At 68.5% G+C, this 16506-nt stretch carries 10 protein-coding genes; 4 read left to right on the top strand and 6 right to left on the bottom strand.

The window, feature by feature from the left end; genetic code table 11:
* Positions 1 to 100: 100 nt before the first annotated feature.
* Positions 101 to 766, bottom strand: a complete 666-nt coding sequence (locus IHV25_RS05855) for an MlaC/ttg2D family ABC transporter substrate-binding protein (RefSeq protein ID WP_192534171.1) — start codon at positions 764 to 766, stop codon at positions 101 to 103.
* A gap of 492 nt (positions 767 to 1258) precedes the next feature.
* On the opposite strand from IHV25_RS05855, the gene IHV25_RS05850 reads away from it, so the two are divergent.
* From IHV25_RS05850 to IHV25_RS05835, 4 genes are all read left to right on the top strand, one after another.
* Positions 1259 to 2209, top strand: coding sequence for an ArsR/SmtB family transcription factor (locus IHV25_RS05850; protein WP_192534170.1), 951 nt, complete (start codon positions 1259 to 1261; stop codon positions 2207 to 2209).
* Positions 2210 to 2303: 94 nt separating this feature from the next.
* Positions 2304 to 3203, top strand: a complete 900-nt coding sequence (gene metF, locus IHV25_RS05845) for a methylenetetrahydrofolate reductase [NAD(P)H] (RefSeq protein ID WP_192534169.1) — start codon at positions 2304 to 2306, stop codon at positions 3201 to 3203.
* 45 nt (positions 3204 to 3248) lie between these two features.
* Entirely contained in the window at positions 3249 to 6782 is a 3534-nt protein-coding gene (metH, locus tag IHV25_RS05840) for a methionine synthase (protein WP_192534168.1), read from the top strand.
* Positions 6783 to 7537: 755 nt separating this feature from the next.
* Positions 7538 to 9739 carry a tetratricopeptide repeat protein gene (locus tag IHV25_RS05835; protein WP_192534167.1) on the top strand — a complete coding sequence of 734 codons (2202 nt, stop codon included), beginning with the start codon at positions 7538 to 7540 and terminating at the stop codon, positions 9737 to 9739.
* A gap of 83 nt (positions 9740 to 9822) precedes the next feature.
* Here the strand turns inward: IHV25_RS05835 and IHV25_RS05830 are convergent, their stop codons facing one another.
* The 5 genes from IHV25_RS05830 to IHV25_RS05810 form a co-directional block, all read right to left on the bottom strand.
* The gene (locus IHV25_RS05830) at positions 9823 to 10752 is read right to left on the bottom strand and encodes a DUF1848 domain-containing protein (protein WP_338048596.1); all 930 of its coding nucleotides are present in this window, start codon (positions 10750 to 10752) and stop codon (positions 9823 to 9825) included.
* Between the two features lie 176 nt (positions 10753 to 10928).
* Positions 10929 to 12353, bottom strand: coding sequence for a signal recognition particle-docking protein FtsY (ftsY, locus tag IHV25_RS10700; RefSeq protein WP_192534166.1), 1425 nt, complete (start codon positions 12351 to 12353; stop codon positions 10929 to 10931).
* Entirely contained in the window at positions 12350 to 13654 is a 1305-nt protein-coding gene (gene mtaB, locus IHV25_RS05820) for a tRNA (N(6)-L-threonylcarbamoyladenosine(37)-C(2))-methylthiotransferase MtaB (protein ID WP_192534165.1), read from the bottom strand. Before mtaB ends, ftsY begins: the two co-directional genes overlap by 4 nt.
* Positions 13651 to 14523: a diaminopimelate epimerase gene (dapF, locus tag IHV25_RS05815; RefSeq protein WP_192534164.1), complete on the bottom strand. Its 873-nt coding sequence runs from the start codon at positions 14521 to 14523 to the stop codon at positions 13651 to 13653. Before dapF ends, mtaB begins: the two co-directional genes overlap by 4 nt.
* 203 nt (positions 14524 to 14726) lie before the next feature.
* Entirely contained in the window at positions 14727 to 16205 is a 1479-nt protein-coding gene (locus IHV25_RS05810; protein WP_192534163.1) for an NAD(P)/FAD-dependent oxidoreductase, read from the bottom strand.
* Positions 16206 to 16506 lie beyond the last annotated feature (301 nt).

The raw sequence follows: 16506 nt of genomic DNA, 5'->3' as shown, positions 1-16506 counted from the left end.
CCGCCGCATCGGGCAGAACCGGTGCGGCGGTTTTGGTATGGGGTCCGGAGCTCCGCGGTGCGGTGTCCGGTTTGCGCGGTCCGGAGGCCGGTATCTGCCCCTACTGGGCCGGCTGGGGGGCCGGCAGGGGGGCGGTGCCGTCCTTCAGGGCCGCGACCTTCTCGCGGAGCACCGCGTTCAGGCCGTCCATGGATCCGGTGTTCTTCAGAACCGCCTGGTAGTCCGAACGGAAGGTCTGGAGCATGGAGACGCCCTCGACCTTGATGTCGATCAGGCCCAGGCCTCCGGTTCCCGTGGCGGGCTGGAGAGCCACCCAGTTCACGATAATCGGCTTGCCCTTGCCCGTGCTGACGGTGGAGGTCACCTCGTGGATGGTGCCGCCCCGGGTCTCCTGGGACTTGACGCCCGTGACCTCGATCGTCTGGTTGTCGTACTCGTTGAAGCGCTGGCCCCAGGTGTAGATGTTCATCTCGCGGAACAGGGACGAGAACTCGGCGCGCTGTGCGTCGGTGGCCTGCCTCCAGGCGGCTCCGGTGACGAAGCGGGAGATGTAGTCCATGTTGAAGGCCGTGTCGACCAGCTTGGCAAAGCGGGCCATCTGCTCGTCCTTCGTGAGGGACGGGGTCAGGATGTCGTCGATGGCGTAGTGGGTGACGCCGTCAACGAAGGCTTTCGGATCCGAGGAAAATTGCTGTGCAGAAGCGGGGGCGCTCAGTCCGACCATCAGAAAGACAGCCATCATCGGCGCAAGTGCTCGACGAAACATTCGATCAACCTCTTTGTGTCAGACAGAGCGCTCGGGGTCCGGTCCGGTGTGGTCCGGCGCTCCGGATGTGCAGGTCCGAACTCCCGCCGGAGCCGGAACAGGGAAAAGGTGGAGATCGGGTGGACAGGGGGTACACCCGGTCCGGTCCCGCAAGAAATCTCTTCAGGCGATGAAAAGAACTAGCACGGAAAATGGCTGGAAACCAGACGTTTCCGGGCTCGTGCGCGGGGCGGGTGCCGGATTTTTGCCGGAGCGTCCGCTTCCCGGGCTCGCGATGTCAGCTCATCCCCTGATTGTGCTTTATTTTCAGGCTCCGCCGTGCGCGAGTTGATAGGGGTTGCGTCAAATATAATGATATGTGTATATCCTTATGGTCTGGCGCCGGTGCGCCAGCGCATTCCGTTGTGGCGATCCGAATCCGGCCACCGGGATGGGGTTCGGCACGTGGTCAGGATCCGGCCTGCGGGCGGTTCAGTCAGGGAGTGGCCCTTTATGGATGGTGTTCTCTCCGCCTTGCGGGCGGTTGCCGAGGTCACACGTCTGCGCATCCTCGCCCTGTGCGCCGGGGGGGAGCTGAGCGTGTCCGACCTGGTGGACATCCTGGGCATTTCCCAGCCCCGGGTGTCCCGGCATCTCAAGGTCATGGTGGACGCCCGTCTTCTGGAGCGCCGCCCCGAGGGCGCCTGGGTGTTCTACCGGTTTGCGGGCTCCGGCGTGGGGCGTGACATCGCCCGGGGGTTGCTCGACATCCTGGAGCGCAAGGGCGACGCCCTGACCAGCGAGACCCTGCGGGCCGATCACGGGCGGCTTCTGGCCCTGCGCACTGAGCGGGCCGAGGCGGCCATGCGGTACTTTGGCGAGATCGCCACCCGCTGGGATGACCTGCGCCGGGTGTCCGGGGTGGAGGAGGCCGCCGAGACCGCCCTTGTGGAGCGGGTTGCCCGCGCGGGCGCCACCGATCTTCTGGACATTGCCACCGGCACGGGCAGCGTGCTTGTGCGTGTTGCGCCCCACGTGGGTCACGTGGTGGGCATCGACCGCTCCCGCGAGATGCTGGCCCTGGCGAGGGCCGGTCTGGACCGGGCGGGCGTGCGCAATGCCGAGGTGCGCTATGGCGACATGTACAGTCTGCCCTTCCAGCCCGACAGTTTTGATCTGGCGCTGCTCTACCAGGTCCTGCACTTTGCCGAGGATCCGGCCCGGGTCATTGCCAATGCGGCCGGTGTCCTGCGCCCGTCCGGACGCCTTCTCATCGCGGACCTGGCGCCGCACGGGATCGAGGACTACCGGGTGCGGCACAATCATCGCCGCCTGGGCTTCTCCCACGGCGAGATGGAGGCCTGGTGCACCCGCGCCGGGCTGACAGTCCAGGAGACCTTCGATCTTCCGGGACCGGAGCTGACCGTCCGGTTCTGGGTTGCCGGAGGACCGCCCGGATCCTGAGGCCCCGCCTTGCTGACGAGAATCCGCCGACTTGAACCCGCCGAACCGAAACCACAGTGTCCAACGCAGTGACATCAGACCGGAGATACCCAGAGTGACCACCTCTTTCCTGCCCCGCATTGCTCCGCCCGAGAGCGCCCCGGACGTCCGCGTCTCCTTCGAGTTCTTTCCTCCGAAGACCGACGAGCTCAACGCCCAGCTCTGGGACTGCATTACGGCTCTGGAGCCCCTGGCGCCGGATTTCGTCTCGGTCACCTATGGCGCCGGCGGGTCCACCCGGGACCGGACCCACGACATCGTGGCCCGGATCGCGTCGCACACCGGCCTGACCCCCGCCGCCCACCTGACCTGCGTGGGCGCCACCCGCGAGGAGGTCGACGAGGTCGCCCGGGGCTACTGGGACGCCGGCGTGCGTCACATCGTGGCCCTGCGCGGTGATCCGCCGGACGGTGTCAGCGAGTACGCCCCCCACCCGGGCGGCTACGCCTATGCGGCCGATCTGGTGGCGGGTCTCAGAAAGATCGCCGATTTCGAGATCTTCGTTGCCGCCTACCCGGAGGGTCACCCCGCCGCCCGGAGCCTGGACGACGACATCGACAACCTGAAGCGCAAGCTGGACGCGGGCGCCACCACGGCCATCAGCCAGTTCTTCTTTGACGTGGACCATTTCCGGCGCTTCATGGACCGGGTCGCGGCGGCGGGCATTACAGCGCCCGTGATCCCGGGTATTCTTCCGGTGATGAGCTTCGCCACCGTCCAGCGGTTTGCCTCGGTCTGCGGGACGGCCATCCCTGCCTGGATGCCCCGGCTCTTTGACGGGCTGGATGAAAGCGTGGAGACCCGGAAAATGATTGCGGCCGCCCTCGCGTTCGAGCAGTGTCGCGCCCTTCAGGATGACGGCCACACCCGTTTCCACTTCTACACCCTGAACCGGCCGGACCTGACCCGCGCCATCTGTCACATTCTGGGCCTGCGGACCGCTCCCGCGGCCTGACGTCCCTGCGTTTTTGTTGTTTTTCCTGTCCGGAGCATTCCCCTCATGAGCACCTTTCTCGAACACCTGAGCCAGCGCGTCCTTTTGTGTGACGGCGGCATGGGCAGCCTGATCCAGGCCATGGACCTGTCCGTGGAGGAGGACTTCATGGGGAGGGAGAACTGCACCGAGGCCCTGAGCCTCACCCGCCCGGACGTGATCCGGTCCCTGCACGAGCGCTACTTCGAGGCGGGGGCGGACTGCGTCGAGACCAACACCTTCGGGGGCTCGCGCCTCACGCTGGAGGAGTTCGATCTGGGCGACCGGGTCCGGGAGATCAACCGCCGGGGCGCTGAACTGGCCCGGGAGGCGGCGGAGCGCTTCTCCGACGACCGCAGGCGCTTTGTCCTGGGCTCCATCGGGCCGGGGACGCGCCTGCCCAGCCTGGGGCACGTGTCCTATGACCGCCTGAAGGACAGCTACGTCGAGCAGGCCATGGGGCTGATCGAGGGCGGGGTGGATGCGGTGCTGATCGAGACCTGTCAGGATCCCCTCCAGTTCAAGGCCGCCATCAATGGCGTGAAGCAGGCGCGGGCCGTTCAGGGCGCGGTCCTGCCGATCCTTCTCCAGGTGACCATGGAGACCACCGGCTCGCTTCTGGTGGGGACGGACCTCTCGGCGGTGATTGCCATTGCCGCGTCCCTCGAGGTGGACTCGCTCGGCTTCAACTGCGCCACCGGCCCCCGGGAGATGAGCGACCACCTGCGCCAGCTGTCGGAAAGCTGGCCCGGCTTCCTGTCGGTCCAGCCCAATGCGGGCCTGCCCGAGCTGCTGGACGGCAAGGCCCACTACCCCCTGGGCGCGGACGAGTTCGCCGACTGGCACCGCCGCTTTGTCACCGAGGACGGCCTCAACCTGGTGGGGGGCTGCTGCGGCACCACCCCCGCCCACATCGGGGCCACCAACGCCATGCTGACGGACCTTGCGGGCGGCGCGGTCCGTCCCGCCCCGGTCCGCCGCTCGGTGCATTTCGTGCCGTCGGTGGCGTCGCTGTATCACGGCGTTCCCCTGCGCCAGGAAAACTCGTTCCTGTCCATCGGCGAGCGCCTGAACGCCAACGGCTCGAAGAAGTTCCGCACGCTCCAGGAGTCCCAGGACTGGGATGGCATCGTGGCCATGGGCCGGGAGCAGGTCCGGGAGGGTTCCAACACCCTCGACGTCTGCACCGCCTTCGTGGGGCGCAACGAGGTGGCGGACATGACCGAGGTGGTCAGCCGCCTGCGGGGCTCCGTGCCCACGCCGCTCGTGTTCGACTCCACCGAGACCCCGGTTCTGGAGGCGGCCCTGAAGCTCTACGGCGGCAAGGCCATTGTGAACTCCATCAACTTCGAGGACGGGGAGGGCGAGGCCGAAAAGCGCCTTGGTCTGGCCCGGGAGTTCGGAGCCTCGGTCATTGCCCTGACCATCGACGAGGAGGGCATGGCCAAGAGCGCCGATGACAAGCTGCGCATTGCCCGGCGTCTGTATGAATTCGCGGTCGGCCGTCACCACCTTCCGGCGTCGGATCTGCTGTTCGATCCCCTGACCTTCACCATCTGCACCGGCGTGGAGGAGGACCGCACGCTGGGGGTCGAGACCCTGGAGGCCATCCGCCGCATCCGAGACGAGATGCCCGAGGTCCAGATCATTCTGGGGCTGTCCAACATTTCCTTCGGCCTGAAGCCCGCGGCCCGGGCGGTCCTGAACTCGGTGTTCCTGGACGAGGCCATCAAGGTGGGCCTGACGGGGGCGATCGTTCACGTCTCCAAGATCCTGCCCCTGCACACCCTGGCCCCGGAGGAGGTGGAGACCGCGCTTGATCTCATTTATGACCGCCGCCGGGAGGGCTACGACCCGCTGCACGCCTTCATCGCCCTGTTCGAGGGGCGCACTGAGGTCCGCACGGTCGATCGCACCGACCAGACGGTGGAGGAACGCCTCAAGGATCGCATCATCGAGGGCAACCGCCTGGGCATCGAGGAGGATCTGGAGGAGGCGCTGAAGACCCACGCGCCCCTGGACATCGTCAACGAGATCCTGCTCGACGGTATGAAGGTCGTGGGCGAGCTGTTCGGCTCCGGCAAGATGCAGCTGCCGTTTGTTCTCCAGTCGGCCGAGACCATGAAGGCCGCGGTGGCGGCTCTCGAGCCCCACATGGAAAAGAAGGATGCCATGGACACCCGCGGCACCATGGTGCTGGCCACGGTCAAGGGCGACGTTCACGACATCGGCAAGAACCTGGTGGACATCATCCTGTCCAATAACGGCTACCGGGTGATCAACCTGGGCATCAAGCAGCCCCTCCCGGCCATCCTGGAGGCCGCGCGCGCGCACAACGCCGACGCCATCGGGCTTTCGGGCCTGCTGGTGAAGTCCACCATCATCATGAAGGAAAATCTCGAGGAGATGGCCCGCGAGGGCTGGAACACTCCGGTGATCCTGGGGGGCGCGGCCCTGACCCGGCGCTTCGTGGAGGACGACTGCACCCGGGCCTACGGCAACCACGGGCGCGTCGCCTACGCCCGGGATGCCTTCGACGGCCTGGACCTGATGGGCAAGGTGGTCGCCGGCGAGTTCGATGCCTACCTGGCAGCCATCACGGCCCGCAAGGCCGAGCAGGCGGCCGCACCGGCCCTTGTGCCGGGCGCCCAGGCCCCCCTGAGCGCCCAGGAGGCCCGGACCCAGGCCCGCGGCGTTCTGGAACGTCCGGTGGGCCACGATGACTCGGACCTGCACCGGGAGGATCTGAAGCGGGCAACCGATGTGCGCGTGCCGCCGTTCTGGGGTGCCCGGGTGCTGGAAAACGTGTCCATCAAGTCGGTGGTCCCGTTCGTCAACGAGAAGACCCTGTTCGGCTTCCAGTGGCGCTACCGGCGCGGCGACCGGCCCGCCGACGAGTGGAACGCCTGGATCGACGCCAACGTCCGGCCCATCTACCACGACTGGCTGAAGAAGGCCGCGACCGAGGAGCTGATCGTCCCCAAGGCCGTGTACGGCTTCTGGAAGGCGGCCAGCGACGGCAATGACTTGATCCTGTTCGCGCCCGACGGTGTGCGGGAGGTGGGGCGCTTCAGTCTGCCGCGTCAGGGGAAGTCCGGCGGCCTGTGCATTTCCGACTTCGTTCTGGATGTGGCCCTGGGCCCCGAGTGCCGGGACGTGATCGGTCTTCAGGCTGTGACTGTGGGGGCTGCGGCCTCGCGGGAATCCGCCCGCCTGTTCGAGTCCAACGCCTATCGGGACTACCTCTATTTCCACGGCCTGTCCGTGGAGGTGGCCGAGGCCATGGCCGAGTACGTGCACAAGCGCATCCGCGCGGATCTGGGATACTCGGGGGAGGACGCCCGGGAGACCGGCGATCTGCTGCGCCAGAAGTACCGCGGCGCCCGCTACTCGTTCGGCTACCCCGCCTGCCCGAACCTGGAGGACCAGGCCCAGATCCTGGAGCTTCTGGGAGCCGACCGGATTGGCCTCTCCCTGACCGAGGAGTGGGAGCTGGTGCCGGAGCAGTCCACCTCGGCGCTGGTGATCTTGCATCCCCAGGCGCGCTACTTCAGCGTCTGAGGCTGCGCACGGGCCGCAGGAGGTCCGCCGCCAGGGGCACGCCGGAAACGGTGTGCCGCGGGCGGATCCCGGACCGTTGCGGGTCTTCGGTGCAGGGAACCGGTCGGGCGCTCAAAAGGCTTGTCCTGTCCCCGTGTCCGGACACCGGGGGCACGCGCCCCCTGACCCGGGCACCCCCGGGCCGCGTTCCTGATTCCTGAGCCCAAGGGCTCGCCCCCCAGGGACCGGAACACCGGGGGATTTGCCGCGGGTCCGTATCGGTTGAACAGAACAAAGACGGTTTCCAGCTTTGGGTGTCTTCACGGCGGCGCCTCACCCCCGGGTGTGATCCGGCGTATCCGCCAGCCGCCGCTCTCGGGGAGGGCCAGGGCGGTTTCCGTTTGAGTGTTCTCGCGGGCCTGCCCTTCGTCCGTGATTCGGAAGATCAGGCGTGCGGAATGCAGACACCGGCCGGATTTCCGGAAAACACGCGGTCCGCGAACGCATCAACAACAAAATAACGCAAGGGTATCTCCGTACCGGACTCGAGGGGTGTGAAATCGCGCCCGAAGACGCCTGGGGGCGGGGACTCGCCGGATTTTCGGGGCCCGGGCGGTGTGCTCCTTTGGCGGTTTTCCGGGAAAATCCGCCCTTCCGGCGGGTGCGCAGTATGCTGGAATATGGATCCTTCAACAACTCTTCCGGTTGGGCGTTGCACTGCGGGGCATAATCTACCATAACTTGGTGGTAATTTCTTTCCCGGATGAGGCAGCCCCATGTTCGAAGCGATCCCGGATCTGGCAACGGTCTGGACAAACGCCTCCGGTCTTGTGCGCGCAGGAATTGTGGTTACGCTTGTTTGCATCTCAGGCGTTATCGGTATCCTGGTCCGCAGCGCCTGGGACCGTCGGCACGCCCCCGACATTTTGGACGCGTGTGACGGAATGGCCCGGGAGGCTCGGGATCTGGCGCTCCAGGGAGCCTTGCAGGAGGCCCTGGACCTGCTGACGAAAGCCATCCGCAAGGCGTCCAGGGTTTCCGGGGCCGACGCCATCGGATTTCGGATCCAGTACGCCGATGTTCTTCTCTCTCATGGGTTGCAGCACGAGGACGGGGAGTCCCTGTGCGCCGCAGCCCAGGGGTACCGGGCCCTTCTGGCCTCGCCGGATGTGGCGGACCAGGCCCAGGTCATGGACTGGTGCCGGGTCAGTCTTGCGGACAGCCTGAGGACGCTGGGGATGCTTCACGGCGACTCGCAACTTCTCGGCGAGTCGGCTTCGCTCTACCAGCTGTGCCTGGAGGCTCCGGTTCCCCGGGAGATCCACGACCAGGGCTCCCTGTACAACAGCCTGGGGGTGACCCTGACGGCGCTGGGGGAACTGGAAAATGCGGCCGGGCGCTACGCCCTGGCCGTGACGGCCCTGCGATCCGCTCTCAACTGCTTTGGCCAGCAGGAGGTGCGCTCCGAGTACGCGGGAATCCAGGCCAATATCGGAAACGCCTTCCTGCGCTGGGGCGAGACAACGGGCGAGATGTCCTGCCTCGAGGAGGCCGAGCGCGCCTGCCGCGACGGTCTGGCCGCTGTGACCGAACACGAGACCCCGGCGGTTCTGGCCAAGCTCCAGACCACCCTGGGGATGGCTCTGGTCCAGCGGGGGCTCGAGGGCGGCTTGGTCGATCTGATGGAGCAGGGGCTTGTGGCCCTGCGGGCGGCGGCGCACCAGGAGGTGCCGCCGGACATGGTGTTCCAGCGGATTTTGCGCCAGCTGGATTTGGGGCTGGCCCTGCGCCAGGTTGCCGAGCGGGTGCCGGGCACCGCCCACCTGGAGGAGGCGCTTGCGGTCTACGAGGCGGCCTGTGCCGGGCTGTCCCGGGACGCCATGCCCGTGCAGTGGGCCATTGTGACCTCGCGCATCGGCATGACCCTGTGGCTGATGGCCAGCCGCACCGGGGCGCCGGAGCTGTTCGACCGGGCGGCCGGGGCCTTTCGGGGCGCTCTTGCGGTTCCCGAGTTCCGCAGCGCCCCCGAGGATCTCTTTCCCGCTCTGGCTGCCTTTGGTGCGCTTCTCGCCACCCGCAACACGTCGGACGCGCGCCGGGAGGCCATGACCATCATCCGCGAGGCCCTGGAAGCCCCGGAGAGCAGCTTTTCGTCGGACATTCGGGCGGGCCTGCTGGCCGACCTGGCCCGGCTTCACGAGATGGTGGCCCTGCAGCGGGGCAGCGGCGAAAGCCTGGAGACGGCCGCCGGTCTGTACCGCAAGGCCCTTGAGCTTCTGGACCGCAGCAAGGATCCGGCCCAGTGGGGCTCGCTGCAGCGCTCCCTTGCGAATGCGCTGTTGCTTCTGGGCCAGCGTGAGACCCGGGTGGATCTGCTTGAGGCATCGGTGGCCGCCTCCCGGGCCTCTCTCGAGGTGTTCACCCGGGAACAGTCCCCCGCCGACCACGGTGCCTGCCTCAACAACCTGTCGTCGGCCCTCGCCTTGATCGGACATTTCAGCGGCAAGGCGGACCTGTTGCGGGAGGCGGTCGCCGGGTTCGAGGACATCCTGCGCCAGAGGGGCGACACGGCCGATTCCTGGCAGTACGCCACCATCCAGCACAATCTGGGGAGTGCCCTGGCCAACCTGGGGCTGATGGAAAAGGATCCCGCAGCCCTGGAAAAGGCGGTCCAGTCGTTTCGCAGTGCGGGGGAGGCGACCTCCGGCCGCGGGGCCCGGGAGTGGGCCATGTCCCAGATCAATCTGGGCGCCAGTTTGCGCCAGCTGGGGCAGATGAGGGGGGATCAGGCGGTCCTCGAGGAGGCCCTGGAGGCGTACGGGAATGCCGTCGAGGCGTTCCCCGGCGCCGAGGGGCACTCTCTCGTGGAGATGGCCCGTGCCGGGCAGAAACAGGTTGGCGAGGCCCTGAAGCGCCTGGATCCGGCGCGGAGCAAGGACGGGGACGGGGACCGGACTTTGGATCCGGATCCCGGCTGAGGCGTCGACCGCCGCCGTGACCGCATCCGCCTCCGCGTCCGGATGGGCTCCGGCGCCCGGGCAGGGGTGCCACGGGCCCGTCATCAGTCCTGGAAAAGGTGCCCCTGTCCCGGGGAGGCGCGGCGGGGGCGCGGTTGCGTCACCCGGTCGTCCGGCCCGGGGGCGTCGCACAGCATCGGGGCCCCGGGGTCGTAACGGCCGAGCCGCTCAAGCACCCGCCCGCGGGACGGATTGGCATAGCAATACAGGCAGCCGTGCGGGCAGGTTCCATAGTGCCCGATATCCACGCTCCGGTCGCAGGCACAGGCGGGGCGCTGTCCCGGATCCCTGCGCGCGGCCGGCGGTGCCTCTCCCGGGCGGGCCAGCTGGCTGGCGTCAATGCAGCGGGCCGGAGGCAGTCCCGCGGCCCGGAAGGCGGGCTCGCAGCAGGCACTCACGGTGATCTCGTGCGCGGCCCCGAGCGTGTGCAGGGCCCGCGCCAGGTCCGCAGCCTCGCCTTCGGACGGCGCCCGGACCCCGAGGGCCAGCATGGGCCGGCGGATTTTCGCATACAGATCCAGAACGCTGATGACGCAGCGGGTGGTGCTGCCCGCCAGCTCCCGGCACAGGGCTTCAAAGGTCTCCAGATGAAAGGCCACGGGCCAGGCGGGGCTCAGGATTATGGGGTCGTAGCGCCAGGTCACGCGATCCGGTCCGATCCGGGCGGCGAGTGCCCGGAAGGTGTCCAGACGGCGGGCGCGGTCCGGAACCCGGGGCTCCAGGTCGGGCCCGTAGCCGGTCAGGGTGAACTGGACGTAGAACGGCCAGCCGTCCAGGGCGCCAATGTGCTCCAGAAGGGGGGCGGGGTTTTTCGTCCAGAAGACGATGCCGTCCACAGCCTCGCGCGACAGGTCAACCCGGGTGATGGAGCGGGGATTGACCGGATTGCGCACCAGGGCATGGCCCTCGCGCAGCCGGTTCAGGAGCCAGTCCATATGGAAGGCGGGGATGTCGGTCCGGCGGCTGGCGCTGATGATCAGGGCAGGGATCTCCGGAAAACGGTGTTCGGACCCGTCCGGTGGGAGGCCGGGCCTGGTGTCCTGTCGGAGGGGCGTTTGTTGCCGGTTGGTCGCGCCGGGGATCCCCCTCCGGTCCGGGAACCCCCGGATCAGGCCGGAGGGGCCGCCATCGGCCCGCTCCGGGTGTCGTGTCAGTGGAGGCGTTCCAGGTCCATCAGCGAGCGGGCGAAATCCTGGGCCGCGAAGGGACGCAGATCCTCGGCGCCCTCGCCGACGCCCACGTAGTGGACCGGCAGGCCGAACTTCTCGGCGAGCGAGACCACGACGCCGCCCTTGGCCGTGCCGTCCAGCTTGGTCATGACCAGGCCGTTCACGTCGACCATCTCGCTGAAAATCTTCACCTGCTGGTGGGCGTTCTGGCCCACGGTGGCGTCCAGAACCTGAAGGACGGTGTGGGGCACGACGGGATCGATCTTGCGAAGCACCCGGACGACCTTCTTCAGTTCCTCCATCAGCTCGGACTTGTTGTGCAGGCGCCCGGCGGTGTCGATCAGGAGGACGTCCACACCCTCGGCCCGGGCCTTTTCCAGGGCCTCGTAGGCCAGGCCGGCGGCGTCCGCGCCCGTGTCGCGGGCCACCACGGGGGAGTTGGTGCGCTCGCCCCAGATCTTCAGTTGCTCGACGGCGGCGGCGCGGAAGGTGTCTCCGGCGGCCAGCATGACGCTGCGGCCTTCCTGCACCAGCTGGTGGGCGATCTTGCCGATGGTGGTGGTCTTGCCCGAGCCGTTCACCCCCACCACCAGGATCACGTGGGGACGCAGGGACGGATTGATCTCGAGGGGGCGGGCCACCGGCTCCAGCACCCGGGCGATGCCGTCCGCGAAAAACTCCCGGACCTCGCGGGCGGAGACTTCCTTGCCGAAGCGGCTGCGCGACAGATCCTCGACCAGCTTCGAGGCGGTCTCCGTGCCCAGGTCTCCGGTGATCAGCAGGTCTTCCAGATCCTCGAGGGTTTCCGCGTCCAGCTTGCGCTCGGTCAGGAGGCTGTTGATGCCTCCGGCCAGGCGCCCGGCGGTGCGGCCCAGGCCCTCGCGCAGGCGCACGAAGAAGCTGACGGGCTCGGCGGCGGGAGCAAGGGTGTCCTCGGGTTGGGCAGCGGGCGGCGGTGCGGCTGGCGCAAGGGGCGCAGGCGCGGGGCCCGCGGCCGGGGGTGCTGCGGCCGGGGTGACGCTGGGGCCGGCCGGTGCCGGAACCGTCAGGCTGGGGGCGGCGGGGGCCGTCCCGACGGACGGGGGCACCAGGACCGGGGGAAGCTCGAAGGTTCCTGCCGGTCCAGCGAGCGGGGCCGTGGCCGCCGGGGCCGCGATCCGGGCGGGAGGCTGGAAGGCCACCGGTCCCAGGATGTTCCCCAGAAGCCCCCGGGAGGAATCCCAGCGTTTCGGGCGCTCGGTCGAGTAGGCGAACGCGCTGGCGCCGGCCGTTGCCGGGTCCACCGGGTCGCCGGACAGGAGAGCCGGAACGATGACGGCGGCAGCGCCTGCGGCAGGGGCCGGATCAAAGGAGCGCGGCCCGAAAAGTCGGGAGAGAAAGCCCTGGCGTTGTGCTGTATCGTTCATCGCTTTGAAATCACCTTTCCGAACAGGGATGCCCCGTCCCGCTCATCGGGTTCGAGGCACACCCGGACAATATCGCCGGGGAGGGCGGCGTCTTCCTCCAGGCGGACGGGAAAATATTCCTCTGCATGCCCGAAGCCGGGCTTTTCCACAAGAACGTTTGTCTCCGAGCCGATCCGCGCGTGCAGGAAATCCCGGAATGCCTGGTCCGCCCGCTCGCGCAGGAGCCGGGCGCGGTCCTTCACAAGACCCGGATCCAGTCCCGGGATGAGCGCCGCCTTTGTTCCGGGCCGGGGACTGTACGGAAAAATGTGGAGATGGGAAAGCCCCGCGTCCCCGATCAGCTCCAGGGTCTGGCGGAAGTCATCCTCGCTTTCCGTGGGGAAGCCCGCAATCAGGTCGGCCCCCAGGGCCAGGTCGGGGCGGGCGTCGCGCAGGCGCCGGGCGGTGTCCACCACCAGGGCGCGCCGGTGGCGCCGTCGCATGCGCTTGAGGATCAGGTCCGAGCCGGACTGTACGGACAGGTGCAGGTGCCCCATGATGCGGGGCTCGCGGGTCAGAAGGTCGAAGAGCGTGGAATCCGTGGCCAGGATGACCGGATCCAGGCTGGAGAGGCGCAGGCGCTCCAGGTCCGGCAGGTCGTCCAGCAGGTGGCGCACCAGATCCCCCAGCGTGCCCGAGGCACCCGCCTCCCGTCCCCAGGAGGCCACGTCCACCCCCGAGAGCACGATTTCCCGGACCCCGTCCGCCACCAGAAGGCGGATCTGCTCGAGAATGTGGTCCTTGGGCAGGGAGTAGCCCGGACCCCGGGCAAGGGGCACCACGCAGAAGGTGCACGCGTGGTCGCAGCCCTGCTGGATGTGCACGAAGGCGCGGAAGCGGCCATCGCGCTCCCGGATGAAGGGGGGCATGTCCTCGGGGATTTCGGCGATGGAGGCGACCTGGACCCTCTGGCTGCGGGCGTCCAGGGCCTCGCGGTAGAAGTGGGCGTGGAGCTTCTCCCGGTTGCCCAGAACCCGGTCCACCTCGGGCATGGACTCCCAGCGCGAGGGGTCGATCTGGGGCGCGCACCCGGTCACGATCATCAGCGCATCCGGGTTCTCGCGCCGCAGACGGCGGATGGTCTGGCGCGCCTGGCGCTCGGCCTCCCGGGTGACCGCACACGTGTTGATCACCACGGCGTTGTGGGCACCGGCCAGGGTGCACTGCTCCCGGATCATGCGGGATTCACTTGCGTTCAGGCGGCAGCCGAAGCCCACAACCAGAGGGGTCGGGGCGTCGTCGCGCCGGGAGGTGTCGGTCACTGGCCTGCGTCCGGGTCCGGCTCCTCCGGACGGCCCGCATTGAGGGTCACGCCGGAGAAGGCTGTGGTGGCGGCGCCGGTCATCAGGATATGACCGTCGGTGGGCCGCTCCTCGAGCATCAGGGTGCCGCCGTCCAGGATGACGGGCGTCGGTCCGGACCGGCTGACCAGCCCCCGCATGCAGGCCGCGACGTAGGCCGCGCACGCTCCGGTGCCGCAGGCCCGGGTGATGCCGGTTCCCCGCTCCCAGACCCGCATGCGCAGGGCGCCGTTCTCCTGGACCGTGACCACCTCGACGTTGGTGCGGTTGGGAAACAGGGGGTCGTGCTCGATCAGGGGGCCCACCGCCGCAAGATCGATGGCGTGGACGTCGGGGACGAAAAACACCGCGTGGGGGTTGCCCATGGACACGGCCACCGGGCCATCAAGCGGGCCGACGCTGATGGGCAGCTCCAGGACGTCGGCCTCCCGGGACAGGGGGATTTCTCGCCAGTCCAGACGGGGCAGGCCCATGTCCACCCGCACCTGGCCCTCCGCGGCCCGCTCCACCTGGAGGAGGCCGTTGATGATTTCCAGGGTCAGGGACTCGGTGCGGGTCTCGGCCAGCAGCAGCTTGCCCACGCACCGGGCCGCGTTGCCGCAGTTCTCCACAAGCGAGCCGTCGGCGTTGCGGATCCCCATGTGGGCGACGCCGCCCTTCCGGGGGGGCTCGATGGTGACCAGCTGGTCAAAGCCGATGCCGGTGTTCCTGTTTGCAAGGGCGCGGACCTGTCCGGGGGTCGGGCGAAAAGGATGCTTGCGGGCGTCAACAACCATGAAGTCGTTGCCCAGCCCGTGCATTTTGAAAAAGGGTGTTCCTGCAATACTCATTATCGAACTCGGGGTTGCGCGACACCGCATGCGACGGAAAAACTGCGAGGCAGGACGGGGCGTCGTTCATCGTTCAGGGTGGGTCCGCAGGCGGGTCCGGAAAGTGGGGACGCTCCGGGCTGCCTGGGAGGAGGGGCGGGCCCGCCGGTCGGGCCGGTGGCTGGGGTTCAGCCCTCCGGCCGGTGACGGCCCGTCCCGGGTGTTCAGCCTCCGGCTTTCGGGTCCGGCGTGGCACCGCCGGAGGCCGCGTCCGCCTGGCGGGCGGCCTTCTCGGCCTGGCGGGTCTCCCACCAGAAGCGCAGGTCCGCGGACCGGTCGTTCAGGCGCAGGGACGCAAGGGCCACCAGAAGGGAGGGCGTGCGCAGGATCCGGGCTTTCGGCCAGGAGGTGTGCGGGATGGCGGCCAGGGAGTCAAAGCGCTCCTCGGTCTGCCGGATGGCTCTGGCCATGACCTGGCCGGCAAGGCACGCCATGGGAAGCCCGTGACCGCTGAAGCCGTGGGCGAACAGCACGTTGCTGCCGTCGCGCCCGAAGTGGGGCAGGCGGTTGCGGGTCGCGGAAATGGAGCCGCCCCAGGTGTGGGTGACCTTGATTTCCTTGGGGATCTGGGGGAACAGCTCCCGCATCTGGTCCATCAGCGCATAGCGCATGTTGAAGGGGTCGACGGTGGCGCCGGTGTAGATCCCGTTGATCAGAAGGCGGTGGTCGCCGGTCAGGTGCAGCCGGTTCGGGGCGATGTTCATGTCGATGGCCGCGTGGTTGCGCGGGAAAATCGAGCGCGCCAGGTCCGGGCCCAGGGGCTCGGTCACGGCACAGAACGTGGCCACGGGCAGGGCGGTGGAGGCGGGAACCTGGTCGCGCTCCCACAGGCCCGCGTTTCCGGCGATGATCAGCCAGCGGGCCCGCAGCCGGGACCAGGGCGTCCGGACGCTCACCGTGCCGTCTTTCTCCCGGGAGTGGGCGAGCCAGGGCGTGTTCTCGTGGATGATGACGCCGCGTTCGGTTGCCACCCGGGCAAGCCCGGCCACCAGCTTCAGCGGGTTCAGGTGTCCTCCCATGGGATCGACAAGGGCCGCCGGGAAACGGCCCGAGCCCACCACGGCCTCGACCTCGCCGCTCTCGTACCAGCCCAGGTCCGTGTGGCCGCAGGCCTCCATCAGGCGGGCAAGGAGCTTGAGCTCGTCGATGTGGCGGGGCCTGGTGGCCAGGCGGACGTGTCCGGTGGGCTGGTAGTCGCACTCGATCCCCGTGTCCGCAATCAGGGTGCGCAGGGTCTCGAGGGCGTCGGTTCCGGCCTTCCAGGCGGTGAGCATGTGGGTCGAGGGCTCGGTCAGGGTCTCCGCCTCGGATTCGGGCAGGAAGCCCCGGGCCGTGTCCACCATGTCCTGGAGGCGCCGGAAGGGCAGGCGCAGCGGAGGCGCGTTCCCCTTGCGCGGGAAAAAGGGCAGGGCGCAGCCGGGCATGAGCATGCCGCCCGCGTTCCCCGAGGCGCCGAAGCCCACCGTGCGTGCCTCCAGCACCCGGACCGAGAGCCCCGCGGCCGCAAGCTCGAGGGCGGCACTCAGGCCGGTCAGGCCGGCGCCGACAATGCAGACGTCCGTGCTCTGCTCCCCTTCCAGGGTCGGAAAGGAGGGCAGCTGGGGGGCAGTGGATGAATACCAGCAGGCGGGATGGAAGCTCATGGGTGTGTTCCCTCATGGTTCGCTAGGGCGTCGACTCTCCGCACACTCTTATCACATTGAAAAGCGCTTCGTCATGGCCGAATAGACGCGGGCGGCGGGTCGTGCGCAGGCAGGGCAGGCCCGTGTGCTCGGGGCGGACGCGTTGGGGCGGCGTGTTGGGGGACGGTGTGTTGGGGCTGCTCGCGGTGGCGGGGTTGTGGGGGATGGGTGCGCGGTCCGCTGACCCGGGAGTGTTGAGGGGCGGGGGGTGGCCTGCTCACCCGGGAGTATTGAGGGGCGGGGTGCACAGGCATGTCGGGTG

This window comes from Phaeovibrio sulfidiphilus (assembly GCF_014861485.1).
Classification (GTDB): Bacteria; Pseudomonadota; Alphaproteobacteria; order Rhodospirillales; family Rhodospirillaceae; genus Phaeovibrio; species Phaeovibrio sulfidiphilus.
The sequence above is the reverse complement of the archived record's forward strand: the minus strand, read 5'-3'. Positions and strand labels throughout refer to the sequence as shown.

Excerpts from the sequence above, each read along its gene's own strand:
- IHV25_RS05855 (WP_192534171.1), bottom strand. The coding sequence starts at position 766 with ATGTTTCGTCGAGCACTTGCGCCGATGATGGCTGTCTTTCTGATGGTC.
- IHV25_RS05850 (WP_192534170.1), top strand. The coding sequence starts at position 1,259 with ATGGATGGTGTTCTCTCCGCCTTGCGGGCGGTTGCCGAGGTCACACGT.
- ftsY (WP_192534166.1), bottom strand. The coding sequence starts at position 12,353 with ATGAACGATACAGCACAACGCCAGGGCTTTCTCTCCCGACTTTTCGGG.
- dapF (WP_192534164.1), bottom strand. The coding sequence starts at position 14,523 with ATGAGTATTGCAGGAACACCCTTTTTCAAAATGCACGGGCTGGGCAAC.
- IHV25_RS05835 (WP_192534167.1), top strand. The coding sequence starts at position 7,538 with ATGTTCGAAGCGATCCCGGATCTGGCAACGGTCTGGACAAACGCCTCC.
- IHV25_RS05810 (WP_192534163.1), bottom strand. The coding sequence starts at position 16,205 with ATGAGCTTCCATCCCGCCTGCTGGTATTCATCCACTGCCCCCCAGCTG.
- metH (WP_192534168.1), top strand. The coding sequence starts at position 3,249 with ATGAGCACCTTTCTCGAACACCTGAGCCAGCGCGTCCTTTTGTGTGAC.